Annotated in this window: 23 protein-coding genes; 17 read left to right on the top strand and 6 right to left on the bottom strand. The window is 47.2% G+C overall.

The window, feature by feature from the left end; genetic code table 11:
• Window positions 1-276 precede the first annotated feature (276 nt).
• Window positions 277-1,218 (top strand): sugar kinase, encoded by a 942-nt coding sequence (locus QMG91_RS27580; protein ID WP_281831228.1) that lies wholly within the window; start codon window positions 277-279, stop codon window positions 1,216-1,218.
• A 9-nt stretch (window positions 1,219-1,227) separates the two neighbouring features.
• Window positions 1,228-1,857, top strand: a complete 630-nt coding sequence (locus tag QMG91_RS27575) for a bifunctional 4-hydroxy-2-oxoglutarate aldolase/2-dehydro-3-deoxy-phosphogluconate aldolase (protein WP_022591954.1) — start codon at window positions 1,228-1,230, stop codon at window positions 1,855-1,857.
• Window positions 1,858-1,922: 65 nt separating this feature from the next.
• Here the strand turns inward: QMG91_RS27575 and QMG91_RS27570 are convergent, their stop codons facing one another.
• Both QMG91_RS27570 and aldA read right to left on the bottom strand, forming a co-directional pair.
• Window positions 1,923-3,542 (bottom strand): GMC family oxidoreductase, encoded by a 1,620-nt coding sequence (locus QMG91_RS27570; RefSeq protein ID WP_281870291.1) that lies wholly within the window; start codon window positions 3,540-3,542, stop codon window positions 1,923-1,925.
• Window positions 3,543-3,569: 27 nt separating this feature from the next.
• A complete protein-coding gene (gene aldA, locus QMG91_RS27565; protein WP_281831226.1) occupies window positions 3,570-5,039 on the bottom strand; it encodes an aldehyde dehydrogenase in 1,470 nt (489 codons plus the stop codon).
• Window positions 5,040-5,408: 369 nt separating this feature from the next.
• On the opposite strand from aldA, the gene QMG91_RS27560 reads away from it, so the two are divergent.
• On the top strand, window positions 5,409-6,089 hold the full coding sequence (locus QMG91_RS27560) for an FCD domain-containing protein (RefSeq protein WP_022562125.1): 681 nt from the start codon (window positions 5,409-5,411) through the stop codon (window positions 6,087-6,089).
• 78 nt (window positions 6,090-6,167) lie between these two features.
• Entirely contained in the window at window positions 6,168-6,683 is a 516-nt protein-coding gene (locus QMG91_RS27555) for a hypothetical protein (protein WP_281831224.1), read from the top strand.
• Window positions 6,684-6,719: 36 nt separating this feature from the next.
• On the opposite strand, the gene QMG91_RS27550 is transcribed toward QMG91_RS27555, so the two are convergent.
• The gene (locus tag QMG91_RS27550; RefSeq protein WP_281831222.1) at window positions 6,720-7,808 is read right to left on the bottom strand and encodes a mandelate racemase/muconate lactonizing enzyme family protein; all 1,089 of its coding nucleotides are present in this window, start codon (window positions 7,806-7,808) and stop codon (window positions 6,720-6,722) included.
• A gap of 333 nt (window positions 7,809-8,141) precedes the next feature.
• On the opposite strand from QMG91_RS27550, the gene QMG91_RS27545 reads away from it, so the two are divergent.
• From QMG91_RS27545 to QMG91_RS27490, 12 genes are all read left to right on the top strand, one after another.
• Window positions 8,142-9,605 carry a mannitol dehydrogenase family protein gene (locus QMG91_RS27545; protein ID WP_281831220.1) on the top strand — a complete coding sequence of 488 codons (1,464 nt, stop codon included), beginning with the start codon at window positions 8,142-8,144 and terminating at the stop codon, window positions 9,603-9,605.
• Window positions 9,602-10,618, top strand: coding sequence for a zinc-binding alcohol dehydrogenase family protein (locus tag QMG91_RS27540; RefSeq protein ID WP_281831218.1), 1,017 nt, complete (start codon window positions 9,602-9,604; stop codon window positions 10,616-10,618). The genes QMG91_RS27545 and QMG91_RS27540 overlap by 4 nt, the downstream gene beginning before the upstream one ends.
• 27 nt (window positions 10,619-10,645) lie before the next feature.
• Window positions 10,646-11,659, top strand: a complete 1,014-nt coding sequence (locus tag QMG91_RS27535) for an Ldh family oxidoreductase (RefSeq protein ID WP_004404259.1) — start codon at window positions 10,646-10,648, stop codon at window positions 11,657-11,659.
• Between the two features lie 15 nt (window positions 11,660-11,674).
• On the top strand, window positions 11,675-12,145 hold the full coding sequence (locus QMG91_RS27530) for a TRAP transporter small permease (protein ID WP_022612276.1): 471 nt from the start codon (window positions 11,675-11,677) through the stop codon (window positions 12,143-12,145).
• On the top strand, window positions 12,142-13,413 hold the full coding sequence (locus QMG91_RS27525; protein ID WP_004404266.1) for a TRAP transporter large permease: 1,272 nt from the start codon (window positions 12,142-12,144) through the stop codon (window positions 13,411-13,413). Before QMG91_RS27530 ends, QMG91_RS27525 begins: the two co-directional genes overlap by 4 nt.
• 13 nt (window positions 13,414-13,426) lie before the next feature.
• Window positions 13,427-14,413: a TRAP transporter substrate-binding protein gene (locus QMG91_RS27520; RefSeq protein ID WP_281831214.1), complete on the top strand. Its 987-nt coding sequence runs from the start codon at window positions 13,427-13,429 to the stop codon at window positions 14,411-14,413.
• Window positions 14,414-14,519: 106 nt separating this feature from the next.
• Window positions 14,520-15,476, top strand: a complete 957-nt coding sequence (locus tag QMG91_RS27515; protein ID WP_004404272.1) for an ABC transporter permease — start codon at window positions 14,520-14,522, stop codon at window positions 15,474-15,476.
• A gap of 157 nt (window positions 15,477-15,633) precedes the next feature.
• On the top strand, window positions 15,634-16,674 hold the full coding sequence (locus tag QMG91_RS27510; protein WP_022562118.1) for a sugar ABC transporter substrate-binding protein: 1,041 nt from the start codon (window positions 15,634-15,636) through the stop codon (window positions 16,672-16,674).
• Between the two features lie 62 nt (window positions 16,675-16,736).
• Window positions 16,737-17,765: an ABC transporter permease gene (locus QMG91_RS27505; RefSeq protein WP_223098484.1), complete on the top strand. Its 1,029-nt coding sequence runs from the start codon at window positions 16,737-16,739 to the stop codon at window positions 17,763-17,765.
• 14 nt (window positions 17,766-17,779) lie between these two features.
• Window positions 17,780-19,288, top strand: a complete 1,509-nt coding sequence (locus tag QMG91_RS27500; protein WP_281831212.1) for a sugar ABC transporter ATP-binding protein — start codon at window positions 17,780-17,782, stop codon at window positions 19,286-19,288.
• 57 nt (window positions 19,289-19,345) lie between these two features.
• Complete coding sequence (locus QMG91_RS27495; RefSeq protein ID WP_022562115.1) at window positions 19,346-20,380, top strand: sterol desaturase family protein; 1,035 nt, start codon at window positions 19,346-19,348, stop codon at window positions 20,378-20,380.
• A gap of 8 nt (window positions 20,381-20,388) precedes the next feature.
• Window positions 20,389-21,600: an NAD(P)/FAD-dependent oxidoreductase gene (locus tag QMG91_RS27490; RefSeq protein ID WP_281831211.1), complete on the top strand. Its 1,212-nt coding sequence runs from the start codon at window positions 20,389-20,391 to the stop codon at window positions 21,598-21,600.
• Window positions 21,601-21,626: 26 nt separating this feature from the next.
• Here the strand turns inward: QMG91_RS27490 and QMG91_RS27485 are convergent, their stop codons facing one another.
• Both QMG91_RS27485 and QMG91_RS27480 read right to left on the bottom strand, forming a co-directional pair.
• On the bottom strand, window positions 21,627-21,941 hold the full coding sequence (locus tag QMG91_RS27485; RefSeq protein WP_281831209.1) for a non-heme iron oxygenase ferredoxin subunit: 315 nt from the start codon (window positions 21,939-21,941) through the stop codon (window positions 21,627-21,629).
• 215 nt (window positions 21,942-22,156) lie between these two features.
• A complete protein-coding gene (locus QMG91_RS27480) occupies window positions 22,157-22,642 on the bottom strand; it encodes a MarR family winged helix-turn-helix transcriptional regulator (RefSeq protein ID WP_281831207.1) in 486 nt (161 codons plus the stop codon).
• Between the two features lie 543 nt (window positions 22,643-23,185).
• Here QMG91_RS27480 and QMG91_RS27475 point away from each other — a divergent pair.
• Window positions 23,186-23,485: an isoamylase early set domain-containing protein gene (locus tag QMG91_RS27475; RefSeq protein WP_022562111.1), complete on the top strand. Its 300-nt coding sequence runs from the start codon at window positions 23,186-23,188 to the stop codon at window positions 23,483-23,485.
• Between the two features lie 318 nt (window positions 23,486-23,803).
• On the opposite strand, the gene QMG91_RS27470 is transcribed toward QMG91_RS27475, so the two are convergent.
• Window positions 23,804-25,636, bottom strand: coding sequence for a putative bifunctional diguanylate cyclase/phosphodiesterase (locus QMG91_RS27470; RefSeq protein WP_281831205.1), 1,833 nt, complete (start codon window positions 25,634-25,636; stop codon window positions 23,804-23,806).
• Window positions 25,637-25,640 lie beyond the last annotated feature (4 nt).

Genomic DNA, 25,640 nt, shown 5'->3' with positions numbered 1-25,640 from the left:
AAATCTTATATGTTTGATGTTATTTAGTATGCTTCCGTGATGCCTCGCTTTCAGCCTTGTGAAAACGTACTGAGGTTGCCTGGGTATGAGCGGGTGACTTTTCCCGCCGATTTTTCTTAATGAGTTATGTCACATTATCTGGAAAGATCTTGTATCAAAGTTAAAACCAGCGCACACAAAACAAGAATTCCTATTTATTGAAATAGTGATTAATAATAAAATGAAATAACGGTTTAAAAACGTTTTTGTTATTTTTCTAAAAGGAAATGTATTTCAATGAAACGGATTTCAATTATCGGTGAATGTATGATTGAGCTAAATGGAGAACCCTTTGGCTCAATGTGGCAAACTTATGGCGGAGATACGCTAAACACTGCCGTTTACCTGTGCCGAGAGCTTGAAAATTATCCAAATTCCGCTGATGTTCAGTATGTCACTGCTCTGGGGACCGACGCGTTGAGTCGGGGTATTGAATCTCGCTGGCAGGATGAGGGGATCAACACTCAATCTGTTCTAAAAGATGAAAAGCGTGTACCCGGTGCATACCTTATACAGCTGGATCAGCAGGGCGAACGTACTTTCCTATACTGGCGAAGCGAATCCGCTGCCAGATACTTGCTGCAACACCCTGATTTTCCGACGCTAAGAGCATCAACCTCTGGCTCAGACGTTGCCTTTTTAAGTGGCATTAGCCTGGCAATTTTGCCTGATGAAGACAAAGCGACGTTGTACGAGTGGCTGGGTGAATTGCGCCAGTCAGGAACCGAAATCGCGTTTGACAGCAACTTCCGCCCCGCGCTTTGGAAAGACATAGACAGCGTAAAAGAGGCGTATTTAAACGTCTATAAAAACACCGACATCGCGCTGGTTACTTTTGACGATGAACAGGCATTGTGGGGAGACGTTTCACCACAGGACACCTTCTCTCGCTTAAATGAGTTGGGTGTTCGAATTGTCGTGATCAGGCTGGGTGAAGAAGGCTGTCTGGTGCAGGATTTTTCTGCCAGCGACGGTTTTATTCCTGTACCTACCGAACCAGTTAAACATGTAGTAGATACGACGTCCGCCGGAGATTCCTTTAATGGGGCATTCTTCGCGGCCTACTTAAACAATCAGACATTGGATGAGTGCTGTAAACGGGGCAATCAGCTCGCAGGCAAGGTCATCCAACACAAAGGGGCGATAGTGCCTAGAACAACTGATCTTACAAACATTTAAGGAGATACTGTGAGTAATATAAGCGAGCAGCTAAAAGCACTGAAAGTTGTGCCCGTGATTGCACTCGATAAAGCAGAAGACATCATCGAGCTTGGAAAAGTGCTTGTAGAAAATGGCTTGCCAGTAGCCGAAATTACCTTTCGCTCAGATGCGGCAGTGGAAGCAATTCGACTATTAAGAGAATCTCAGCCAGACATGCTGATTGGTGCTGGAACTGTGCTTAATGCGGAACAAGTGAAAGCGGCAAAAGAAGCGGGTGCTACCTTTATTGTGTCGCCGGGTCTGAACCCTAATACCGTAAAAGCGTGTCAGGCAGAAGGCATTGATATTGTCCCTGGTGTGAATAACCCAAGTGCTATTGAAGCGGCGCTGGAGCTGGGTCTGAAGACGTTGAAGTTTTTCCCTGCAGAAGCATCAGGCGGCATCAACATGGTGAAATCTTTGTTAGCGCCATACACGGATATCGAATTGATGCCTACAGGCGGTGTTAGCCCGAAAAACGTGAACGACTATCTAGCGATTCCAAGAGTCATCGCTTGTGGTGGTACATGGATGGTAGATAAAAAGCTGATAGAAGAAGGCAAATGGGACGAGCTGGCGAAGCTGACCCGTGAAGCGGTTGAGCTAGTCAATAAATAAGCCGGAAAATAACCTAAAATAAAGGGAAGATTTATCTTCCCTTTATTTTTATAAAGTATTAATCATTATTTAAAAATAAACTCCGCGCATCGATAACCGATCATCATTGCTGGCGCATTTGTATTTCCCGCGTTTATATTTGGCATCGCAGATAAATCGCATACTCTTAATTTTTCAACGCCTCGAACACATAATTTCGCATCCAGTACGGCAAGGGGATCATCATCCGCCCCCATTTTGCATGTACCACTCGGATGGTAATTGGTTTTTACGGTCTTTTGGCAGTGCAGTGCGATGGCTTCATCAGTCAAATCATTTGGATCGGGAACGGCAACCTGTTTGATTCTCTGTGAAAGAGGACCCTCCTGGAATGCGCGCACAAAAAAACGTTGTGCGGCGATCATCTCATCCATGTCTTCCTTTTCACTCAGAAGGTTAGGGGATACCAGCGGCATATCCTCCGGATTGGACGAGGCTAATTTCACCCAGCCACGAGATTTGGGTTTGATCACCACGGTGGTGACGGTTAAACCGTAAGTATCGATATCGACGGTATCAAGAATATCGCGATCCAGATAAACCGCCGGAACACAAAATGCCTGAATGGTTGGGGTTTCCGTACGATCATTTGGATTTACAAAAGCCCCGGCTTCCACACCGGCAGACAAAATAGGACCGGAACCAAACAGTTTGAACTGGATGCCGTTACGCATCATGCGCCAGCCTTTTCCCTGTCTTGCGTACCCATACGGTCCATTGGCGATGCCGACCACAGGCACTTCCGGATGGTCGATCAAGTTTTTGCCTATGCCGGGCAGGTCTGCTTTGCACTCAATCCCGTGGGTTTCCAGCTCTTCCTTTTCTCCGACTCCGGATAGCATCAGCAATTTAGGCGTAATCAAAGAACCTGCCGACAAGATAATTTCTTCGTTTGCGTAGGTCTCTATGCTTTGACCTGCGGCATTTTTGAAGAGCACCGATTTGGCGACTCCTTCTTCAATCACTACTTTTTCGACTTTGGCATTCAATACCACGGTCAGGTTAGCGAGCTTTTGTAGCGGTTCAATATAGGCGTAAGCCGAACTGCTACGGCGTCCGTCACGGTTCATGAACTGATAGAAACCTGCACCACGCTGAGATTCACCGTTGAAATCGTGGTTATAGGGTTCCCCAATTTCCTGCATACTTTGCACAAACCAGCGGGACATAGGCGTGATATAGCCAGGGTCTGACACCAAAAGCGGACCTTCTGCCCCGTGGTAGTCATCGTTAAGGCGGTTATTGCCTTCCATGGTTTTAAAAATTGGCAGTATGTCTTCCCAGCTCCAACTGGCTTTCTTCTGATTGTTTTTTAGAATCTCATTCCACTCGTCGTAGTCGGCAGGTCGCCCGCGCATATACACCTGAGCATTCACCGATGATCCACCTCCCAGCACATTACCCTGTGGGATGTCGTGTACCCGACCGCCCAAATGATCTTGGGGTGTCGTGTGGTGATAAGACATGAACTTACTGCCGTTGATCATCTTGAATATGCCCGGCGGCATATCGAGCAACGGGTGATGATGGGAATGCCCTGCTTCAAGCAACAACACTTTAGCGTTGCTTTCTTTAGCCAGTCTGGCAGCAACCACACAGCCTGCTGCGCCGCCACCCACTATGATGTAATCGTATGTTGAATCCATTCGCCGTACTCCAATACACCAGCTGCGTTATTGCCAGTTCACGTAAGACGTCTGCTTACGGTAGTAGTTGTCCAGTCCAAAGACGCCATCTTCGCCTCCCAGACCAGACAGCCCCCAGCCAGTATGAAAACCCTGAACCAGTTCGCCGCAGGTTCGGTTGATGTAAAGTTCTCCGAACTGGAATTCATTATGGGCGCTCATAATGCGTTTGAAATTCTGGGTGTAGAGATAGGCAGAAAGCCCATAATCTGAAGCGTTAGCTTTCTCTATGGCTTCCTCGTAACTGTCGACTTTGATGATTGGAAGTACGGGTCCAAAGATCTCCTCTTTAACCAATACTGAATCGTTTTTTAAACCTGCGACCACCGTGGGTTCGATCCAATGCCCTTTTTCAAACTGAGTCGTTTCCGGTCTATTCCCACCAATTAACACTTCTGCACCTTCTTGCTTGGCTCTACCGAGCTGATCAGCCACCTTCTCCAATTCTGGTTTGCTGACTTTAGGACCCATATCAGGGTTATTAACGGGGTTATCCAGTGTTAATCGGCGAGTCGCGGCGAGCATCTTTTCGACCACCTGATCATACACAGCAGCGTGGACGTACATTCGCTCATTACAGGTACAGATTTGACCACAATTGGTGAATCGTGCGGTCATGGCACTTTCGACGGCGGCATCAATATCTGCATCGTCCATGACGATAAATGGGGCTTTTCCACCGAGTTCCAGCCGCAGGACTTTGATGTCGTCTGCTCCCGCGCGATAAATTTCCCGCCCCGCACGCACACTGCCCGTCATGGTGACAAGCTGCGTATTCTTATTGGTGACCAGTGCTTCGCCCAGATCTCTGCCTCCCCCCAATACCAGATTGGCTACTCCGGCTGGGAAACCAGCTTGGTCGATAAGCTTAAACAGCTCGACTGTCGCCAACGGTGTGACTTCGTGAGGTTTTAAGACGACGGTATTCCCGGCAACCAGTGCAGGACCAAGCTTGCGTGCAGCCAAGGCTAAAGGGTAATTCCACGCCGTTAAGGCAACCACTACACCAAACGGTGCCCGGCGAATCCAGACTTCTTCATTTTCCATATCGGACGGGAAAATATGTCCTTCGGTTCTGCGGGCACTTGAAGCCGCATAGCTGAGAAAATTAGCAGAAGCTGCGACTTCGCCCATGGCCTGGTTGAGTGGCTTACCTTGTTCTAACGTGATTACCATGGCGAGGTGATGCTGGTTTTCCATTACCAGCTTTGCCAAGTTGTCGATCAATTCTGCTCGCTTGACCGGAGGCAAGCGGCTCCAGGCTGACTGCGCTGTTTTGGCGCTCTGAATGGCATAGGCTGCGGTGTCAGTATCGCCGGATGGAATAGACGCGATAATCAGCTCGTTGGCTGGGTTTTCTACATCCATCCATTGGGTTGTATGTTGAGTGGTCCATTCGCCATTCACGTACATCTTTGGCGTTGCAATGGCATTTAAAGTATCACTGACCGACTTCATAACCTCTCCTTGGTATGACCATAAACTTAATTTTATGGTGTTGATTCTCGGTTTTTGCTAGAAAAATGACCTTTAACCTGTTTGATCCTACCAAGAAAAGACCAAAAAACAACCAAAATAATTGGTTTGGTGTCACAGTTTTATTGGTCAGATTTGGATGAAATCTTAGGATTCTAAATAGGAGAGATAGAATTAATTTTTATTTAAAACATGAGGTTACTTGTTTGTGAGAAATGAAGATTTTCAATGCTGGCTCAAAATACTATGCCATAGCCCGGCAAATTTGGGGTATAAAATTGACTCAAAATCGGCTCTGGGTGTAGGCTTAGGGGAGTTTGGAATAACCAAAATGACCTCGGGGTTTAGATAGTGTCGGTTTCGAAAAGATTAGAAGAGAAAGTCTTAAGCAACGCATTCAATGAAGGTGACCGTTTACCACCTGAAAGACAATTGATGGAAGAGTTTGGCGTTTCTCGTACCGCTATCCGAGAGGCGATTGCTGAGCTTGCCGGTAAAGGGTTGCTGGAAACCAAACCACGACACCGCCCGATCATCCGCCGACAGAACTATGGAAACTCTATCGAGTCATTCCGAAACACGCTGGATAACCTGCTTACCGACGATGATGGCTTAAAAAGCCTGTATGAGAGCCGTGTTTTCTTTGAATCTGCCCTAGTCAGGCACGCTGCCCTTAATGCCAAAAAAGCTGACATCGACAACTTGCGCCAAGCGCTGAATGCCAACAAAAATGCCATTGGTCATACTGAACAGTTCCATGCAACAGATATAGATTTTCACCGAGTGTTATATGGCATCCCGGGCAACCCAATTTATCCGATGATCCATAATACGTTCGTATCCTGGCTAACCGGAAACTGGCGTCGTCAGGAGCGTGGAGCCGACATTAACCGCGTCATGTACGCAGGGCATGAAGCCATATTTGAAGCCATTGTGGACAGGGATCCGGAAGGAGCAGAAAAAGCACTAGAGCGCCACCTTCAAATCGCCTGGGACTACGTTCGCAGTGTAATGCTTCAAGAGTCTGCTTAGAAAAAATAAATAATATTGAAATTAAAATGATATCGCTGCGTTTTGCGTAGCGGTATTTTCTTTTGGATAGGATATTCAATGAAAAAACTATTATTGGCGCTTCCGATGAGTTTGTTGGTTGGTTGCAGTTCTACTCCTCAGTATAAAGATGGAGATACTTTGGTCACTGTTGATCAAAACTATTTTATCGGGTACTGGGAATGTGTACCGCACTTGTTTTCAATAGACGATCCTGATGACCGAATTTCTGATGTAAAAATTCATCGTGAATACGATTCTGGCAGTAATTACACAATGGAATTGAGCTTTAAAGTTGAATCTCCGGGTCATGATGCTCCTATAGAAGCCACCATAAAACAGACGGGACATTGGAAATACAATGTAGAAAAAGGTCGGTTAACTGAATACCCAAGCCAAGTTGATGTCTTTGCCAATCGCAAAAAATATGAAAAAGAGATAGCGAAGCAAAGACTTCTTTTTGGCTCCAGAGCGCGAATCACCGTAGAACCAGACAGTAAATCCTCAATGGTGATGAATCTGTATGGCAATAAAAAGATGCTTTGTATAAAGCCTGAAGAAGAGCAGGACATATAGACATGACTCTGCTCCTAAGTCTTTTTTCTGCCAGACTTACACCTGCAAATAAGGCTTGAGTTTTTCCCAGTCAAAGATCACCCCAGTGCCCGCGGTGTTGGGCGCAACGGCGAGGTGGTCTTCGACAACCAGTGGTCTTGTCGTGTATTGATCAATCGGGAAACTGTGCACTTCCAGCCAGCCAAACTGGCTTTGAGACGATACCAAGCTTACATGTAACTCCTGCATGCCGTGCGAGCACACCACAACATCATGTTCCTTCGCCAGTTTCGCCGCTCTCAGCCAGCCGGTGATCCCGCCACAGTTAGACGCATCAGGCTGAACATAGGAGAGTTTTGACTGCGCCATAGCATGTTCAAATTCATGAATAATGTGGAGGTTTTCACCCATAGCAACGGGTACACCTGTTTGCTCGAAGATAGCCGCATACCCGCTGTAATAATCTGGGATAATCGGCTCTTCAAACCAGGTAATGTCGTAGGGTTTGATTTGTTTCGCAAAGGCAATGGCATTGTCTAGCGACAGGCTGTAATTGGCGTCGACCATAAATCGGACATCAGGGCCAATTAACTCCCGAACCGCTTTGACTCGCGCTACGTCCTCGGACAAATCCGGTTTTCCTACCTTTATTTTTACGGCGTTAAACCCTTTTTCGAGATAACCACGAATGTTGTCCAGAAGCTTTTCCTGGCTGAACAGCAAGTCGATGCCACCACAATAAGCCTGACAACGATCGCTGCCTCCCCCTGCTAGTTTCCAAAGGGGCTGATTTTCTCGTTTTCCTTTTAAATCCCACAGGGCGATGTCGACAGCAGAAATCGCAAAAGATGCAATTCCGCCTCGACCTACGTAATGAAGGTGCCACTGCATTTCGTCATAAAGCGAGTCGATCTCACGAGCATCACGCCCTACCAGAAAGGGCGTTAAGTCTTTATCCAACATAGAAAGAACAGCATGTCCGCCTACACCGCCAGTATAGGTGTAACCCGTGCCTTCACTTCCGTCCTCTAAGGTGATGGTAGAGGTGATCAACTGAAAATGTGTATGAACTCCATGCATCGCGTCAGCCAGTGGTTCCGACAGCGGAACGTTGAACAGCTGGTTATGGACAGATGCGATTTTCATTTTTGCTCCTCGGTATTTTTCCCTGACAAAACCCAGATTCCTTTCTGCAGGGAGGCTTCTTAGTTACTTTTTACTTTTGGTAAAACCAAAGTTGCTAAAATTAAACAAGTTGATAGACCAAACTGTTTGTTTAGTCGCATGATAGGCATGTTAAAGCTATTTTTGCTCCGAAAAATTACAATTTGGTTCAATAATCGTGATTGAGATCTGTTTTTGGTTGGTTTTGGATCGTTGTAAATGCATTTTTGTGATTTTAATCTCTTTTTATGGTTAGTCCAAACGTGTACTTTGTAACCAGTTGACACAAATTGATAACAACGGAGATACCAGAACATGACGTTCGACTGTGATCACCAAACCACGTATTCCCGAGATGAGCTGCGTACGCGTATTGTTCATATCGGATGTGGTGCTTTCCATCGTGGGCATCAGGCGGTTTACAACGACATTTGTAATGACCTTGAACCCGAAGATCTTTGGGGGATTGCAGAAATCAGCCTGAGAGGCAGTACTAGCATTGCACAGGACTTACGTGATCAAGAGATGGCGTTTTGTGTGCTGGAGACCAGTGCTCATGGTAGTGATACCCGATTAATCAGAACCGTCACTGGAGCGACAGACATTGCTCACGAAGGATATGGCAGAGTTGAAGAGTGGTTCGCCCAACCTGAACTTAGCATTATTTCTCTTACCGTTACCGAAAAAGGCTACTGCGTTCACCCTTCAACAGGCGAGCTGAATCTGGATCATCCAGACATAACTCACGACTTGTTGAATCCACAGCAACCCAAGTCGGCAATCGGGCTGATTGCTAAAGCCATCTGCACACGCTACGACCTTGCTCTTACCGGAATTAGCGTGCTTTCTTGTGACAACATGCCTGAAAATGGTGACGTGCTGAAAGCCGCGGTCATGGGACTCTTACTGAAAGTGAATCCGGAAGTGGCCAACTGGGCAAAAAGCAACGTTAGCTTCCCATCTACCATGGTGGATCGCATCGTCCCAGCGATGACAGAACATTCTCATCAGCAATTAAAAGCATTAGTAGGCGCTGATGACAAATGCGGTGTGGTGGGAGAGTCATTCAAACAGTGGGTGATTGAAGACAACTTTGTTGCCGGGCGACCAAACTGGCAACTGGCTGGCGCAAGTCTGGTTTCCGATGTAGTGCCTTATGAAGAGATGAAGCTTCGTCTGCTCAATGGCAGTCACACTTTCCTGGCTATTGTTGGCTCATTGATGGGGCTCCAGTCGGTCAGTCAGGCTGTGGTTCATCCCGAATTAAAACCTGCATTACTTACCTTAATGCATACCCAGAAGCGTTCGCTCAATCCCAAACTCAATATCGATATTGATTCTTATGTCAGTGCGCTGATTACCCGCTTTGAAAATCCCAATATCGAGCATTTGCTTAAGCAAATTGCCACAGACAGCAGCCAGAAAATTCCGGTGCGACTGATCGCACCAATGAAGAAATTGCGAGAAATGAATCAAAGCATCGAACCGCAGCTGTTTCTGCTGGCGGCATGGGTGACGTTTGTTGAGCGCTATGCCAATGAAGGATTGGCGGATCCAAAGTCTGATGTCCTGTCTGAACTGGTGCCTTCTCTACAAGCAAACGAATCCATTTGCCAAAGAGTTTTGGTGACATCTGGTTTCTTTGAACTTGAAGACCCTATTTTTTCAGATTTGTTGCCATCAATTGAGTATTGGTATGACCAAATACAAGAACGCGGCGTGAGCACCGCACTGAACAGCTTAAGCAGCAAGTCTTTACACACCAAAGGAATGCAATGAAAACGTTAATCTGTAATGCCCCTCATGACATGGAATACATTGAGCGTGAAAAGCCAACGCACCAAGCCAATGAGGCACTCATCAAACTGAAAGCGGCGGGAATCTGCGGTACGGATATTCACGCTTACACGGGGAATCAACCCTTCTTTTCATACCCAAGAGTATTGGGACATGAATTGTGTGGAGAGGTAGTGGAATGTGGAGAAAGCTGCTCGGATATTCAGGTAGGTGATCGAGTCTCTGTGATTCCATGTGTGGCTTGTGGCGACTGCGTGGCGTGCGCTGAAGGCAAAACCAACTGCTGCGAAAATGTCTCTCTTTACGGGGTTCATCAGGACGGTGGGTTCTGTGAATACCTGGCGGTTCTGGAAAGCAATCTGGTTAAGGTGAATTCTAATCTCTCCGATTCAACGGTCGCGTTAACCGAATGCTTTGCCATTGGCGCTCATGCTGTCCGTCGTGGTCAGGTTGCCGATGGCGAGAATGTTCTGGTGATTGGTGCCGGTCCTATAGGCATTGGAGCGGCGGCGATCGCTAAAGCGCGTGGCGCCAATGTTGTGGTCGCAGATGTGAACCCGTCTCGACAGGCTCATGTGGAATCAACATTGAACGTCAAAGCCGTCAATCCACTTTCGGACTCATTTGAAGCAGATTTGAGAGCCCAGTTTTCCGGTGAATTAGCCGATACGTTAATGGATGCGACGGGCAACAAAGCTTCCATGACCAACGCGGTGAACTTCATCCGACACGGCGGAAAAATGGTCTTCATTGGCTTATACATTGGTGATTTGCAGATTGATGATCCGACTTTCCACAAAAAAGAGACCACACTGATTAGTAGCCGTAATGCGACAAGAGAAGATTTCGAAACGGTACTGGCATTTTTTGAAAGCGGCGCGCTTTCGGAAGACATGATGGTCAACCAAGAATTCGATTTCCATACCTTTGGTGAAGATTACGCCTCAGTGGTTGCGAGCAACCAGACTCTGATTAAAGGCGTAGTGAAATATTAAGCTTTAGGTTTAATACAAGGACGAAAGATGACAACAATAAAAGTAAGCCCAGATACCCTACACCAACTGGCACAACAAAGACTGGCTGAAGCGGGTCTGACAGAAAAAGAAGCCAGCCAGGTCGCCGATGTTTTAGTGCATGCTGACATTCGCGGCGTTCACTCTCATGGCGTGATGCGAGTTGAACACTATTGCAAACGCATTGCCGAGGGTGGCATGAATGTTCGCCCTCAATACAAAATTGAAGAGGTTTCCCCTTCTGTTGCTGTGCTGGATTCAGACGATGGTATGGGACATACCGCGCTGATTGAAGCCACTGAGCTGGCTATTTCTCTTGCTGGCGAAACAGGCATTGGTTTTGTACCGGTTAAAAACACCAGTCACTGTGGCGCTCTTTCCTACTTTGCTAAACAAGTCACTGACGCAGGCAAGATCTGCATCTGTATGACTCAAACCGATACCTGTGTTGCCCCTTATGGTGGTGCCAAGCCGTTTTTTGGCACTAACCCTATTGCTTTCGGTTTCCCGGTTGAAAATGGCGATCCGGTTATTGTCGATATGGCGACCAGCGCCACGGCTTACGGCAAATTGCTCCATGCAAAAGAAACGGGGAATGCCATCGGTTTAGGTCTGGCGATTGACGAAGATGGCAACGAAACCACTGATCCGCACAAAGCCAAAACACTGCTGCCCTTCGGTGGTCACAAAGGTTTCGGTATCGCACTTGCCATTGATGCGCTTACCGGTGTGTTAATGGGCGCTAACTACAGCAACCATATCGTGCGCATGTACGACGACTACGACAAGATGCGCAAGCTCGCGAGCCTGGTGATTGTGGTAGATCCTGCCAAGTTTGGTGGTCACTCTTTTGCGGGCATGATGGCAGCCATGGTGCAGGAGCTTCACGAAGCCCCGACCGCACCCGGAGTGGATAAAGTACTCGCTCCTAACGAACCCCAAGTCGCGTATCAGAAGCAGTGCGAGCGAGAAGGCATACCTGTGCCCTCCGGCGTTTATGACTTCCTGAGTCAGGCTAAGTAAGCAGGGTGCATAACAATGGAATGGAGCCGTAAATTATTCCGTTTTAGTGTCGACTTACTGTCGGCTGCAACACTGGTTGCCATGGTGGGGCTGGTCTTTGCAAATGTCGTGTTGCGCTATGTCTTCGACTCCGGGCTTGCCTGGTCGGAAGAAGTATCCCGCATCGCATTTGTCTGGGTGGTGTTTCTGGGAATCGTGATTGCGTATCAGGAAAACGAGCATCTGGCAGTCGACATTGTGGTTTCTCGTCTGAAAGGAAAAACCGCCAAAGTGATGGGCGTGATTCGTACCATTATCTCTGTACTGGTCTTGCTTGCCTGTGTCATTGGTGGCTACAAACTTATGCTGCTGACTCAGGGGCAGGGGCTACCGTCAACGGGGTTACCTACAGGTATTATTTACCTGGCAGGCGTCTTGTCCTGCTTAGCCTGCTGCGTGATTCTGCTGTTCTTCCGTCGCCAAAATAAAGAGGAGGAAGAAGCATGATCTGGCTATTTCTTGTCTCTCTGTTTGGGTTGTTGTTCAGTGGTGTGCCTGTTGCGATTGCTCTTTTGGGTTCTGCTGCCGCGCTGCTGTTTGTAGTCGGGCTTTATGATCACCAAACCATGGCTGAATATTTCATCAATGGTGCCAACAACTTTGCCTTGATGGCGATCCCCTTCTTCATCTTAACCGGGGAAATCATGAAGCAGGGCGGGGTGTCACAGCGCATCGTGGATTTTGCGATTTCGCTGGTCGGGCACATCAAAGGTGGTCTTGGCTATGTGGTGATCATCTCTGGTCTTATCTTTGCGGGTCTGTCGGGTTCTGCGGTTGCAGACACGGCGGCACTTGGCGCGATTCTGATTCCCATGATGATGTCAAAAGGGTATTCAGCGAAATCCGCGACCGGAATTGTGTGTGCAGTGGGGATTGTCGCATTGGCGATTCCGCCTTCGATTCCGATGATCATTTTCGGGGTGATTGGTGGTGTGTCAATTACCAAGATGTTCATTGGTGGCGCGCCTGTCGGGATTTTAATGGCCATTGGTTTGTCTGCCATGTGGGCGTATCTCTACCGTGGCTCAGACAGCCTGGTGTTTGATCGCGAACCCTGGTCCGAACGTTGGAAAAAATTCAAAGACGCTTTCTGGGCATTGTTGCTACCCGTAATCATCATTGTGGGTTTACGTGGCGGTATCTTTACACCAACAGAGGCGGGGGTAATCGCCGCTATTTATGCTGCTTTGATTTCTCTTTTCTATCGAGAATTAAAGCTGAATAAGCTGCTGGATATTTTCCGCTCAACCGTAAAAACCACCGGCATTGTCATGTTCGTCGCTTCTGCGGCTATGGTGTCGGGTTACGCGATTACCGTTGCTCAGATTCCAGCGGAATTGATTCAACTGCTGAAGAGTATTTCAGATAACGGCACCGTCGTGCTTCTGACCATTATGTTGTTCTTGCTGGTGGTGGGTTGCGTGATGGATCTCGTGCCAGCCATCTTAATTTTTGCCCCTGTTTTGCTGCCAGTGGTGAAGTCCTTCGGGATTGATCCGGTGTATTTCGGGGTGCTTATGGTGATCAACCTGAGTATTGGTTTGATTACCCCACCGATTGGAACGGTGCTCTACGTGGGTTCAAGCATTTCCAAGATCAAAATGGGTGAACTGACCCGAGGGATATGGCCATTCCTTGCGGTTCACATTGCCATCTTGTTCCTGCTGGTGTTTGTCCCAGAAATAATAACTCTCCCTATCCAATGGATTGGTTGATAAGGAAATTATAATGAAACAACTGAAAACACTAATGATTTCACCTTTGTTGCTGGTAAGTGCTGTGTCGCATGCGGGGCTGTTTGGCTCCGACAAAACCATCAAGATTGGTCATTATTTTGCTGAATCTCATCCTCAGCATATAGCCCTCCAACAATTTGAAAAAGAAGTGGAAGAGAAAACCAATGGCGACATTGATGTGAAGATCTTCCCTAACGCTCAACTGGGTTCGGAAGAGCAGCTTATCAACGGTATGCGAAATGGCACCATCGAAGTGGCACTGTTTGGTTCACTGATGCAAAGCCTGGACCCGCGCCTTGGGTTTACCGAAACCCCTTTCCTTATCCGTAACTACAACCATGCCCGTAAAGTGCTGGATTCTGATGTGGGTACAGAAATCGCTGGTGTATTTGAAGAGTTTGGCGTGAAGCACCTGGCGTATTCGGTTTCCGGTTTCCGTGTGATTTCTTCCAACAAGAAAATCGAGAAACCAGAAGACTACGGCGGCTTGCGTATGCGTGTGCCAAACGTTGCCATGTTCCTTGAAATGGCAGGTCTTCTTGGCGTGAATGGTCAGGCAATGGCGTTTACCGAGGTATTTACTGCGCTGGAACAGGGTGTGGTCGATGCTCAGGAAAACCCAATGAGTCTGATTAAAGCTCAGGGCTTCTACGAAGTGCAGAAGTACATCATTGAAACCAACCACATGTTTACCTCGCTTAACCTTGGTATCAACAAAGCGTTTTTCGAAGGTCTGACTGCCGAGCAGCAGAAAGTAGTGACAGAAGCGGCAGCTAAGTACAGCACCAATTCCTGGCAGGCAGTGGTGAAAGACAACGATGCAACGAAAGCCTTCTTTGTTGAGCAGGGTGTGGAAGTGATCACCCCAAGTGACGAGTTGGTGAAGTGGAATCAGGATGCGATGAAACCTCTGTATCAGAACATGTTTAAGCGTCATCCATGGGCTGAGGACATGACTAATCGCGTCCGCGCTCAATAGGTCTTTTGTATTCAGAAAAACTGGTATTCCGAGATAAGTAATTTGTACCCCGAGGATTGGGATAGCGGAGCCTGAACTGGCTCCGCGAAATGGCAAGGAGAATGGAATGAACGCCGTTGTACGAACTGTAATGGAAAAGAACATCATATTTGTCACCATCGCGTGCTGCATTGTGTTTTATCTGATCAGCCCGCGGTTTATGAGCATCGACAACATGTCGGCGATTTCCCGGCAGATAGTGCCGATTGGGCTGATTGCACTAGGGCAATTCTTTGTCGTTGTTTCAGGCAATATCGATTTGTCTTTAGGTATGGGATCCGTCCTGTTTTCCATTGTCTTAGGGGTACTTTTTGGATTAACGGGTGGCGTGGAATGGGGCATTGTGGCGGTGGTCGTATGCTCTGTGGCGATGGGATTGGCAAATGGGTTGTTAGTGTCTCGTCTTAAATTGCCAGCTTTCATCGTTACCCTGTCTACCCTCTTTATCGCGACAGGTTTGTCGGGATTAATCATTCCCAAAGGTCAGATGATCTTTTTGGTAGGCGACTTCTTCCGCTTTGTAGGGGCGGAGAAGTTCGCCGGTTTTTATATCTCTTTCCTGTTTCTTGTATTGCTGTATGCCCTGGCTTACGTGGTTTACAACCACACCCGCATTGGCGCGTACATCATTGCCATTGGTAATAACGAAGAAAACGCCAAGCTTTCCGGCATCAATGTGGATGCGGTTAAAGTGGGCGTGTTTACCTTTGCTGGTCTGTGCAGCGGCTTCGCTGGACTGGTGTTGTCGACCCGAATGGGGTTTGTGCAACCGGGACTGGACGGCAACGGAATTTTAATGGATGGCATTGCTGCCATCATCATCGGAGGCACCCTGATTCTGGGGGGCAAAGGCACCATAGGCGGCGCTTTCTGGGGCGTGCTTTTTATCGGTGTCATCAACAACAGTTTAAATCTTTTGAACGTGGAAGACGTCTGGCATTTGGTGTTTAAAGGCTCGGTGATCATTGCCGCCTTAGCACTGAACTGGCTGCTTTGGCAGTCACGTCAATCCACAAGTTACTGAGTGTATTACTCATCAGGAGCCCAAAGTTGCATCAATATCAACATCATTGATACCCGGAAAGGGCGCAGTGTGACCCTTTCCAGATCCGTCAGGCGACCTCTATTACAGGCTAAGCCAATCTCGCCGGCAGATCGCTAACGACAATAAGGAGATTGTCATGCTCAACACTGTGAAGAAGATTAAACGTGTGGCAATGGCTGCACTGGTGTCGCTAGGATTGGCTTCGCCAACTCTGGCCGACGAAGGTTTGGACATTGTATTTATTAATGACGGTCACGTCGCACCGTATCACGTAGCGTGGCTGTCTGGGTTTGAAGACGCCATTAAGGCATACGACAAAGAGTTCGGAAACGTTTCTGGTCGATGGTTAAGCGCAGAAGGCAGCCTGGAAAAAATGCTGCTTCAGGTAGAAACCACGATCAACGAAAAGCCAGACGTAATGTTCGTCAACGCCATCAACGTAGACGCCTTTGAACCTTTGGTGAAGAAGGCACAGGATGCCGGTATTACCTGGGTTGCGGTTCATAGCCCGATGGAATCCGCAGACTACAGCTTTACGCTGGGTGATGTGACCAATGGCTACAATCAGGGGCGCGCACTTGGTGCGTTGCTGGAAGGTGACGTGACGGTTGCGATCATGCTTGGACAGGCGGGTAACCCTTCAGGCGAAGCGCGTCGTGAAGGCATTCTCAAAGGATTGAGTCACTACCCGAATGTTAAGGTGGTTGCCGAGCAGCCTGCCGACTGGGATACCATCAAAGCGCAGAGCATTGCCGAAAACTGGTACACCAAGTTCCCTAAACTGGATGCGATCTCCGTAGTGACGGACGGCTATCTGTATCCCTCTCTTGCCATCGCCCAAAACCGAGGTATCGACAATATTACCTTCTGGGGTTACGACGGCGACATTCCTATTCTCCAGCAAATGAAGGCGAACAATTCTCCTGTGAAAGCGGACATTCTTTTGAGTGGTACACGCGAAGGGTGGAACTTCGTCCAAATGGCGTATCGCATCCATAAGGGTGAGACAGTCGACAAGGTATACGACTTCTACACGCCTTTGGTGATGACCAAGGAGAACCACGACAAAGCACTGAAAAACGGCTTCCCCAAAGACATTGTGGTGTATGACGTAGACAAGGCGCTGGAAGTGGCTCAGTACGGCTATCTGGAGTTTGGTCCTGACTCAGTGAAATAAGCTGGGTGGCTGTCAGCATGTGCTGGCAGCCAGGATCAAACGATTGAATTAGGTGATGAAGGATGGACAGAACGGTAACGAAAATGGGCACCGAATCAGCAACAGCCAACACCAAGCCGACAAACAGCACTAAGCCAACAAACAGCAATGGGAACGCGTTTCGAACCCGTTATATGTTGCTGATTGGGCTGATTGTGATTACAGCGGTTGGCTTCAGTATTGCGAACGAAAACTTTTATTCTCTGGCGAACATCGGGATTCTCCTCAGAAGTATCGCCGTGCTTTTCCTGCTCAGTATGGCAATGACTTACATTATGCTGACCGCAGGCATCGACTTATCGGTGGGCTCTAACGTCGCTTTTTCTGGCGGGGTTGGGGTAATCGTCCTGACTACCACAGGCATTCCGGTTCTGGGTTTTGCTGCTGCGCTGGTGGCAGGGGTTGCAATCGGTTTTATCAACGGATTCTTTGTCGGAAAACTCAAACTCAGCGCCTTTATGATCACGCTCGCTACCATGGCACTCGCGCGGGGGCTGGCACTGGTTATTTATGACGCCGATTCCATCGACGTGACCGACCCTGTTTTTCTATGGCTCGGAGGCACGTCCTACGGCTCGTTCCCTGTGGTGATTGTTTTTGTTGCTTTGGTTTATCTGGTACTGGCGACCCTGCTTTATCGCACCGCTTATGGGCGTGATGTTTACGCAGTTGGCAGTAATGAAGACACCGCGTACGTCAACGGACGCAGACCTCAGCGCACCATTATGTCGGTGTACATGCTGGCGGGGTTAATGGCAGGGTTGGCAGCGATTGTGACAGTCGGGCGTGTCTCGTCTGGTCAGCCATGGGCAGGGTTATACCTTGAATTCGACGCCATCACGGCGGTGGTTCTGGGCGGAACTAGTCTGTTTGGTGGAAGAGGGCGTTTATTCGGCACCATTTTAGGGGTTTTGCTGTACGGCATCATCGTGAATGGTCTGATTCTGACCAACACCAATCCATATCTTCAGAGCGTTATCAAGGGCTCGATTTTGCTAGGCGTTGTTCTGATCGACACCTTGAGTCAACGTCGCCATAACGCTAACGGATAATAGGAGTGCTCAGAATGAAAAGCGAAAAACGGCTTGAAATGAACAACATCTGCAAGCGCTTCTTTGAAACCAAAGCATTGGATGCGGTGGATTTTACCTGTCAGTCTGGCGAGGTGCATGCGTTGGTGGGGTTAAATGGCGCGGGCAAATCGACCCTGACCAAGGTATTAGGGGGTGTATATTCCGCCGATGAAGGGGAAATATTGCTCAACGGTTCCCCCATTCAGATCGATAAACCTTCCGATGCTAACGACCATGGCATTAGCACCATTCACCAAGAATATTCCCTTATCAATGAACTGACGGTGTTTGGCAACATATTTTTAGGGCGAGAAATTCACTATTCGGGCACGCCTTTTCTGAATAAAAAAGAAATGATTCGACGAGTGCAGGAACAGTTGGATCTCTTTGGTTTAAGCATCGACCCAGCGGCTCCGGTTCACACCCTGAATTCGGGTGAAAAGCAGATTGTGGAAATCATCCGTTCCATCATGACCGACAGTTGGTTGATCGTGATGGATGAACCTACTTCTGCCCTTTCAGAAGAAGACAAGCTCAAGCTGTTTGAGTTTGTAGAAAAAATGACGCAGCAGAACATCAGCATCATCTATATCTCTCACCATATGCCGGAAATCTTCGGTATTGCCGATCGGGTAACAGTGATGCGCGATGGCAAAATTGTGCTCAGTGACAAAGTCTCGGATACCTCAGAAAGTGACGTGATTCGCGCCATGACAGGCGACGATCTGGATGACTTTGTGAAGCCTGAAAAACAGGTGAGCGAAGAGGTTTTGCTTTCACTCAGAAGCCTTTCCAAACAGGGTGCATTCGAAAACATCTCATTCGATATTCGCTGCGGTGAAATTGTGGTGATGACAGGGCTGAGGGGCTGCGGCGCACCTGAAATTGCTAAAGCGATATTCGGTTTAGACAAGCATTACACCGGAAACGTGGTGTATGAAGGGACAACCTTAAAGCCGGGTCAGGGTCCCGATTCTGCTGTCAATATGGGGATGGGTTTTGTGTCGGAAAACCGCGACAAAAACGGCATTCTTCCTTCGCTTTCGGTCGAAAGCAATATCGTGCTGCCCTTCATTCACAAACGCACCAGAGGCGGGTTGATTCAGCAAAGCGATGTGCAGGAAGTGGTGGCAAACGCCATCAGAGAAACCAGTACCAAAACGGAATCTCCCGAACAGGAAATCCGTTTTCTCAGTGGCGGTAACAAGCAGAAAATCTGTTTCTCCCGCTGGCTGGATAAAGATCTGAAACTGCTGATTTTGCTGGAGCCCACTCGGGGCATCGATGTACATGCCAAAGCCGATATCTACCGAATCATTGAAGAGCTTGCTAGCCGGGGTGTCGCGGTGCTGGTGCTGTCTTATGAAATTGATGAAGTGATCATGCTGGCAGACCGGGTGCTGACCATGTACGAAGGCAAAATTGTTGCCGATTACGGTCTGCAGGATATGGATAAAGAGCAGATGTTGGCAGACATGGCGGGCGTAAAGTCTGCCAGCTAACGCAAATTTTCGCATAACGAACTGAGAGACGAAACGTCGCTCAACTCGGAGGATGTGATGACAAAACGAACAAAAGAAGTAGTGGACGAGCATGGGCAAGTCCGCGACAGAAGAGGGGAGTGGCGTTCAGGTAACCCCGTATTTGAGGAGCCAGTGTTTGTCTGGCCGCCAAAACCCAAAGCTTTCCTGAAGTGGTTTTTTGGAATGCCGGGTTACCTGTTTCCGTGGAATTTGGGTTACCTCATCATGACTGTGATTGTGATGATGTATTTCACTCCAGAACTCAGCCGAATGGAGACATTTGCAACGGATTGGGTGGTGGAAATCCTGATACGTAACATTGTCTTGCTGTTTATTGTGGCTGGGTCGCTGCACCTCTGGCTTTATAGCTACAAAAAGCAGGGCAGGAAATTCAAATACAACGGTCGATGGATGGCGAAGAACGACTCGCTGTTTCTATTCAAGGATCAGGTTTTCGACAACATGTTCTGGAGCATTGTGTCTGGCTGCACCATCTGGACCGCTTATGAAGTCGTGCTCTGGTGGATGTACGCCAACAGCCTGCTGCCTTATATCGACTTCCAGTCAAACCCGGTCTGGTTTGTGTTGTGGCTGGTATTGATGCCAGTCTGGCGACTGTTCCATTTCTACTGGATTCATCGTCTGATCCATTGGGAGCCGCTTTACCAGCGCGTGCATTATCTGCATCACAAGAACGTGAATATCGGTCCCTGGTCGGGTATGGCGATGCACCCAGTCGAGCATATTCTCTATTTCAGCTGTATGCTGATCCACCTTATTGTGCCGAGTCACCCATTCCACATGCTGTTCAATGGTATTCACACCGGCGTTACCCCAGCACAAGGGCATTCTGGGTTTGATGAAATTGTCCTGGGTGATGAGATGAGTGTGAAAAATGCGCAAATCATGCATTACATGCATCACCGCTATCACACAGTGAATTTTGGCGAAAGCATTATCCCGCTGGATAAGTGGTTTGGCAGTTTTCACAACGGCTCTCCGGAAGCTGAAGAAGCGTTTCGCCAGTCCAAGCGAAAAGCGCGTGAGTCCAATGAAAAATCAGCGACATGAGGGAGCAGATGAGCAAACACATTGTGATTGTTGGAGGCGGATACGCAGGGGCATCAGCGGCAATCTCTGCCAGAAAAGCGGGCTTTGAAGGGAATATCCATTTAATCGGCGAAGAAGACGGACTGGCGTACGAGCGCCCTCCATTGTCGAAATGGCAAGGAGAAGGTGTTCAGAATAAGCCTGTTTTTCCTGAAAGCTTTTATGGTGACTCTGGTATCTCGGTGCATTCAGGGGAACGCGTTGAATCCATAAATATCGATACTAAGCAGGTAGTTACCCGCAAAGGGCTCAGCCTGACTTATGACAAGCTGATATTGGCAACTGGTGCCACGGCTCGCACATTGCCAGGGTTCGAAAGATCCAAACGAGTGCATTACCTTAGGACGTTGCAGGATGCTCAAAAAATCCAACGTAACTGCACGGGTGCAAAGAAAGTGGTTCTGATTGGTGCCGGGTTTATCGGGTTAGAGCTTGCTGCCTCAATACGTGCAATGGGCATAGAAGTAACAGTTATTGAACAGGCTTCGCAGATACTGAGTCGGGCTGTTCCCACCGAAATCGCAAACATTCTGCATGACAAGCATGTTGAAAATGGCGTTGAATTCAAACTGGGTGAAGTTTGCCAATCTATGCTGCAATCAGCACAAGGCGTTGTTGTGCAGTTAGAAAGTGGCGAGTCGGTTGAAGCGGATTGCGTGGTTGTCGGAATAGGGTCGGTGCCCAATACCCAACTTGCTGAACAAGCGGGGTTGTTGGTTGAAAACGGCATTCTGGTGGATGAGACGCTGCGTACTTCCAACCCTCATATTTATGCGGCGGGCGATTGTTGTCGCTATCAAACACCTGTGAGTTGTTCGCTGCGGTTGGAGTCCTGGTTAACGGCTGGGCAACAAGGCACAGTTGCAGGAAAAAACGCCGCAGGTGAAAACAGCGCGTATTCGGATGTGCCTTATTTTTGGTCTGATCAAATGGCTATGACCTTGCAAGTTGCTGGCTACCCAAATTTGGGAACGAAAAACGTTACCAGAAAGCTCGCCGACGATAAGCTGATGCATTTTCAGTTGGATGAATTCGAGCGAGTGATATGTGTGGCTGCGGTGTCTGAGGGAAATGCGCTGGCAAGAGACGTTCGAGCCATTCAGAAAGCGATCGCGAAAGGCAAAGTGGTCGATTCCGATAAACTAAAAGATCCCTTTCATTCGATAAGGGATCTTGTCTAAACCTAAAGATTAAAAGGGTAGCTAAGCTACCCTAATTCTATGTAAACCTTACCCTCTTTGAGAGTGACTGGGTATGTTTTTAAGTCGATACAGGCAGGGGCAACCGTTGCCATACCATTTCTGTAATCAAACGCACCAAAATGCCGCGGGCACTCTATTTCGTACTCATCGACTAATCCTTCAGATAAATGCGCCTCTTCGTGTGTACAGTACCCTGCGGTGGCGTAAAACTCTCCATCTGGACTGCGATAAATGGCGTAAGTATGATTGTCTAAATCGAACCTTTTCACGCTCTCCAATTCCATTTCCTGCTCTTCACATACGTAATGTTGATTTTCCATAGTGCTTCCTTGTACTACCAAAAATATCATTTATGGTAATACCATAATTGGTTAAAGATCCATCAGGTTGAAGATTTTAAGGCGCAATGTTGCAAGAATAGGACGAGTTGAAACGTGGGATTATGAACAGCGAATATGTTGAACGCTAAAGAGGTTCATTGAACATAAAAAAACGCCAGCATAGGCTGGCGTTAATGGTGAGTATTTGGGGTTGATCAGTATTCGAAAATGCTCGGGTTATAGCGCATCACCATGCCTTTCATGGCTTCATGAATGATTGCCTGGTGCTCTTCGTTAACGTGAGCCATGGCATCTTGCAGTTCTTTATTGATGATTTGCGACAGCTCGTCGTGCACTTTTTTACCTTTCAACGTCAGGAAGATCTTTTTCGCGTTCTTATGCGTTGGATCTGGAGTCGAGGCGATGTATTCATTCTTTTCTGCGTGACGAATAAGGCTGGTCATGGTGCCTTTACTACGTTGCAGACGCTCAGCTAACACACTTGGACGAAGACCGTCTTCATAGTCCAGCTCCATCAAAACAAGCAGCTGTTCTACATTGATCTCTTTGTAAAGTTTTTGGATTTCCAGCTGGATTCTGTTCTGCATCTGACGAGTCGCGATCCAACTGATTCCAGCCGTTGTTTCGTAAGGTTTTGGGGGTTTTTTGTCTGCCACGTTATTGGCCCTCGACTTATTCATATGATCTATAACCATATCTTAAGCATATCAAGGTTCGAAGTAAAAGGTATTTAATGAGTAAATACATTTTTTTGCGATCAGTCACTTTATGATTCTATGTAAAATACTTTTCTATTTCATAACTGGGCAATTTATTGCTCATTATCCTTATGATTTTACAAGATTAAATTATTTGATAATGATCCTAATTTTGAAAGTAAACTAAGGTATGAGACAAGGTTTTACGTTGGATAATTATGCAAATGATTTGTATTTTTTCTATCTACCCTTCATATATTGAATAGATTCCACTTCGAGCTTAATTTTCTTTACGAGCTAAGTTGAATATTTACGTGCTTCTTTTTTGTCCTGAATATTTCCGAACTCGATAAGCACTTCTACACTCATATATGGCGCTATTTAAGTCGTCTCATGACACTTAAGCGAATACCAATAAATGCCAGCTTCTTTGACCAAGTAAGAAATCGAATGGTATGTTGTCTTGAAATATGAAACTGGTTGTATTATTAAAAACGAAAACTGCGATAAATGATGGAGTTGGTTGTGATTAACAAAAAATTTTTTAAGACTAAGAACGAAGTGGAAGTTACCTTTGAGTTGGATGAGAAAGAAGCCAGCTCAGTGGCGATCGTGGCGGATTTTCTGGATTGGAAAGCAACGCCAATGAAGCGCAATAAAAAAGACAAAACGTTTAAGTTTAAAACCCGTTTACCCAAAGATCAGGAATTTGAGTTCCGCTATCTGGTGAATGATTCGAATTGGGTCAACGACTCCAATGCTGACAGATATGTACCGAACTCGTTTGGTCAGGATAATTGCTTAGTTTCGACTCGTGAAGTGTAAGTGGTTTCTAGGGTCTGTTGACCTTTCGCGGTTAAATTTTGTTCGATTTCTATGTGTTTTAATCGCGGCGCAAGGTCTTTCGCTTAGTCATTCTAAGTAAATACCTTGCAACAAAGAGTAAAGCACATAGAAACGAACCCTTTGGGCAGCATTTGTGGCTCCTTTCTACTGTGTTACCGCTTATTGATGTAGAATGACTACACCGAATAAGCGCTGCCTTGTATAAAGAACCCACAAATTGCTGCAAAAATCATCTCGAAAGGCCAACAGACCCTAAGAACTCAATGGCAATAATCAGCTTCCTATCTGGAAGCTGATTTATTTTGAAGAACTGCTCTGCGGAGGTAGATTCTCAATTTTTTGAATGAGCTGAGGCGGTGAAAGCGGGCAGGAATAGAGATAGCCCTGAATAGAGGTACAACCCATTCCAACCAGCTTATTCAGTTCCAGCTCCGTTTCTACTCCCTCGGCCACGATACTTACCTGAAGCTGTTTCGCCAGTTCAACGATCAATTTTACGATTCGTTCAGACTTCAAATTGGTCAGCATGTTCTGAACAAAGGTTTTATCGATCTTGATGCAGTCGATGTCGTAACGGTGAATGTAATTCAGACTGGAGTAACCGGTTCCAAAATCGTCCAGCGCGATCTTGAATCCTTTTTCGTGCAACCCTCGCAGAGCCTGACGAATATCACCAGACTGAGTCATGAGGACGGTTTCGGTAAGCTCTATGGTGAACTCATCTGCGGCAAACCCATAACGCTCTAACTTTTGAGTCAGTTGGGACAAGTACTGCCTTGGCTGCGCCAACTCTTTTGCTGAACAGTTCACACTCAGTTCAACGGAGTAGCCCAATGTCTGTTCCAGGAAGCGTTTGGCTTCGCAGGCCAGTTCAAAAACACGTTCGCCCAAACGATTGATAAGCCCGGTATGTTCAGCCGCTTCAATAAATTCGTCGGGCGTGACAATACCCAGTTTAGGGTCGTTCCACCTTGCCAAAACTTCAAACCGACTCCAGTTGTCGCCATTTAGAAGCACGATAGGTTGCAGAGCGACACTGAGTGCGCTTTTTTCAACGGTTGCCGCCAAATCCAGCTTCAGTGCCTCGATGACTTGCGAGCGGCGTAAATGCATCGCACTTAGTCGGCTGTCATAGTATTGGATATGGCAGTTCTGGCTCTGCTTACACAGTTTTAATGCAAGGTTAGCTTTAAGCAACAAGTCGTCACCGCTTTCAGCATCTGAAAAGCTGACGATCCCCAGGCTGACACTGAAGTTAAGCTGCAAGTCTTCATACTGAAAGCCAGAATGAAGCTGCTCAAACAAAGCATCTGCTCGTTGTTCGACTACGTCGCCTTCACATATGGCGGCAAATTCGTCTCCACCAATGCGATAGATAGTATCCACATTGTCGAAAGCACTTCTGATGGCACTTGCAGAATGCAGTAACACGCGATCGGCGATATGGGTGCCGTACAAGTCGTTAAACTCTTTAAAACCATCAATGTCGATCAGAACCAGACTCGATTTCTTTCCTTTCACTTCCATCAAATGTTTCAGATGGTTGGCAAGGGAAAATCGATTGTACAGATTAGTGAGATTGTCTCGCTTGGTCTGTTCACTAAGCTGGCTTAGCAAGGTGTCGGTTTTTTCAACCAGCCATTTTGCTCGGAGCTGGTGGATGATGATTTTTGAAAAGAGTTTGTGGTAGTGAAGAATGGGATCTGGATTAGTGATGGGGGTTTTAAATGTTGAAATTAATATCCCCAAGGTTTGCCCTTGCGCATTTTTCAACGGATAACCCAAATACGATTCGAGTTGAAGATCAACCAAAAACGGGTCTTTAGGAAAATGTTGGTAGGCTTTTTCTGCGTATATGCAGAACTCGGTATCTGAGTTAGAAGCCTGTTCACAAGGGGTGTTGTTGATGTCGTATTGCAGGTCATCCATTACGGTATTTTCCTGCACATACGCCAGCGTAGATGCAACGTGATTTGCTTCGTTCAGTTCCACTATGCAGGTACAGAACGAATGAAGCTTTTCATGAAGCAACATACAGGTTTGCTCCAGAAGCTCATTTCCATCCAGTAAAAGTATCCTGTTGATGTCACTTATACTGATGGTTGTATCATTGAAGTCCTTTCTTTCCATGACC

The organism is Vibrio nigripulchritudo (assembly GCF_027924785.1).
GTDB classification, from domain to species: Bacteria; Pseudomonadota; Gammaproteobacteria; order Enterobacterales; family Vibrionaceae; genus Vibrio; species Vibrio nigripulchritudo.
Note: the sequence above shows the minus strand (reverse complement) of the source record. Positions and strands in the feature narration are given on the sequence as shown.

Bases quoted from the DNA above. Each gene is read 5' to 3' on its own strand.
- QMG91_RS27580 (WP_281831228.1), top strand. From the start codon at position 277: ATGAAACGGATTTCAATTATCGGTGAATGTATGATTGAGCTAAATGGA.
- QMG91_RS27570 (WP_281870291.1), bottom strand. From the start codon at position 3,542: ATGGATTCAACATACGATTACATCATAGTGGGTGGCGGCGCAGCAGGC.
- aldA (WP_281831226.1), bottom strand. From the start codon at position 5,039: ATGAAGTCGGTCAGTGATACTTTAAATGCCATTGCAACGCCAAAGATG.
- QMG91_RS27555 (WP_281831224.1), top strand. From the start codon at position 6,168: ATGAAAAAACTATTATTGGCGCTTCCGATGAGTTTGTTGGTTGGTTGC.
- QMG91_RS27550 (WP_281831222.1), bottom strand. From the start codon at position 7,808: ATGAAAATCGCATCTGTCCATAACCAGCTGTTCAACGTTCCGCTGTCG.
- QMG91_RS27545 (WP_281831220.1), top strand. From the start codon at position 8,142: ATGACGTTCGACTGTGATCACCAAACCACGTATTCCCGAGATGAGCTG.
- QMG91_RS27540 (WP_281831218.1), top strand. From the start codon at position 9,602: ATGAAAACGTTAATCTGTAATGCCCCTCATGACATGGAATACATTGAG.
- QMG91_RS27535 (WP_004404259.1), top strand. From the start codon at position 10,646: ATGACAACAATAAAAGTAAGCCCAGATACCCTACACCAACTGGCACAA.
- QMG91_RS27530 (WP_022612276.1), top strand. From the start codon at position 11,675: ATGGAATGGAGCCGTAAATTATTCCGTTTTAGTGTCGACTTACTGTCG.
- QMG91_RS27525 (WP_004404266.1), top strand. From the start codon at position 12,142: ATGATCTGGCTATTTCTTGTCTCTCTGTTTGGGTTGTTGTTCAGTGGT.
- QMG91_RS27520 (WP_281831214.1), top strand. From the start codon at position 13,427: ATGAAACAACTGAAAACACTAATGATTTCACCTTTGTTGCTGGTAAGT.
- QMG91_RS27515 (WP_004404272.1), top strand. From the start codon at position 14,520: ATGAACGCCGTTGTACGAACTGTAATGGAAAAGAACATCATATTTGTC.
- QMG91_RS27510 (WP_022562118.1), top strand. From the start codon at position 15,634: ATGCTCAACACTGTGAAGAAGATTAAACGTGTGGCAATGGCTGCACTG.
- QMG91_RS27505 (WP_223098484.1), top strand. From the start codon at position 16,737: ATGGACAGAACGGTAACGAAAATGGGCACCGAATCAGCAACAGCCAAC.
- QMG91_RS27500 (WP_281831212.1), top strand. From the start codon at position 17,780: ATGAAAAGCGAAAAACGGCTTGAAATGAACAACATCTGCAAGCGCTTC.
- QMG91_RS27495 (WP_022562115.1), top strand. From the start codon at position 19,346: ATGACAAAACGAACAAAAGAAGTAGTGGACGAGCATGGGCAAGTCCGC.
- QMG91_RS27490 (WP_281831211.1), top strand. From the start codon at position 20,389: ATGAGCAAACACATTGTGATTGTTGGAGGCGGATACGCAGGGGCATCA.
- QMG91_RS27485 (WP_281831209.1), bottom strand. From the start codon at position 21,941: ATGGAAAATCAACATTACGTATGTGAAGAGCAGGAAATGGAATTGGAG.
- QMG91_RS27480 (WP_281831207.1), bottom strand. From the start codon at position 22,642: ATGAATAAGTCGAGGGCCAATAACGTGGCAGACAAAAAACCCCCAAAA.
- QMG91_RS27470 (WP_281831205.1), bottom strand. From the start codon at position 25,636: ATGGAAAGAAAGGACTTCAATGATACAACCATCAGTATAAGTGACATC.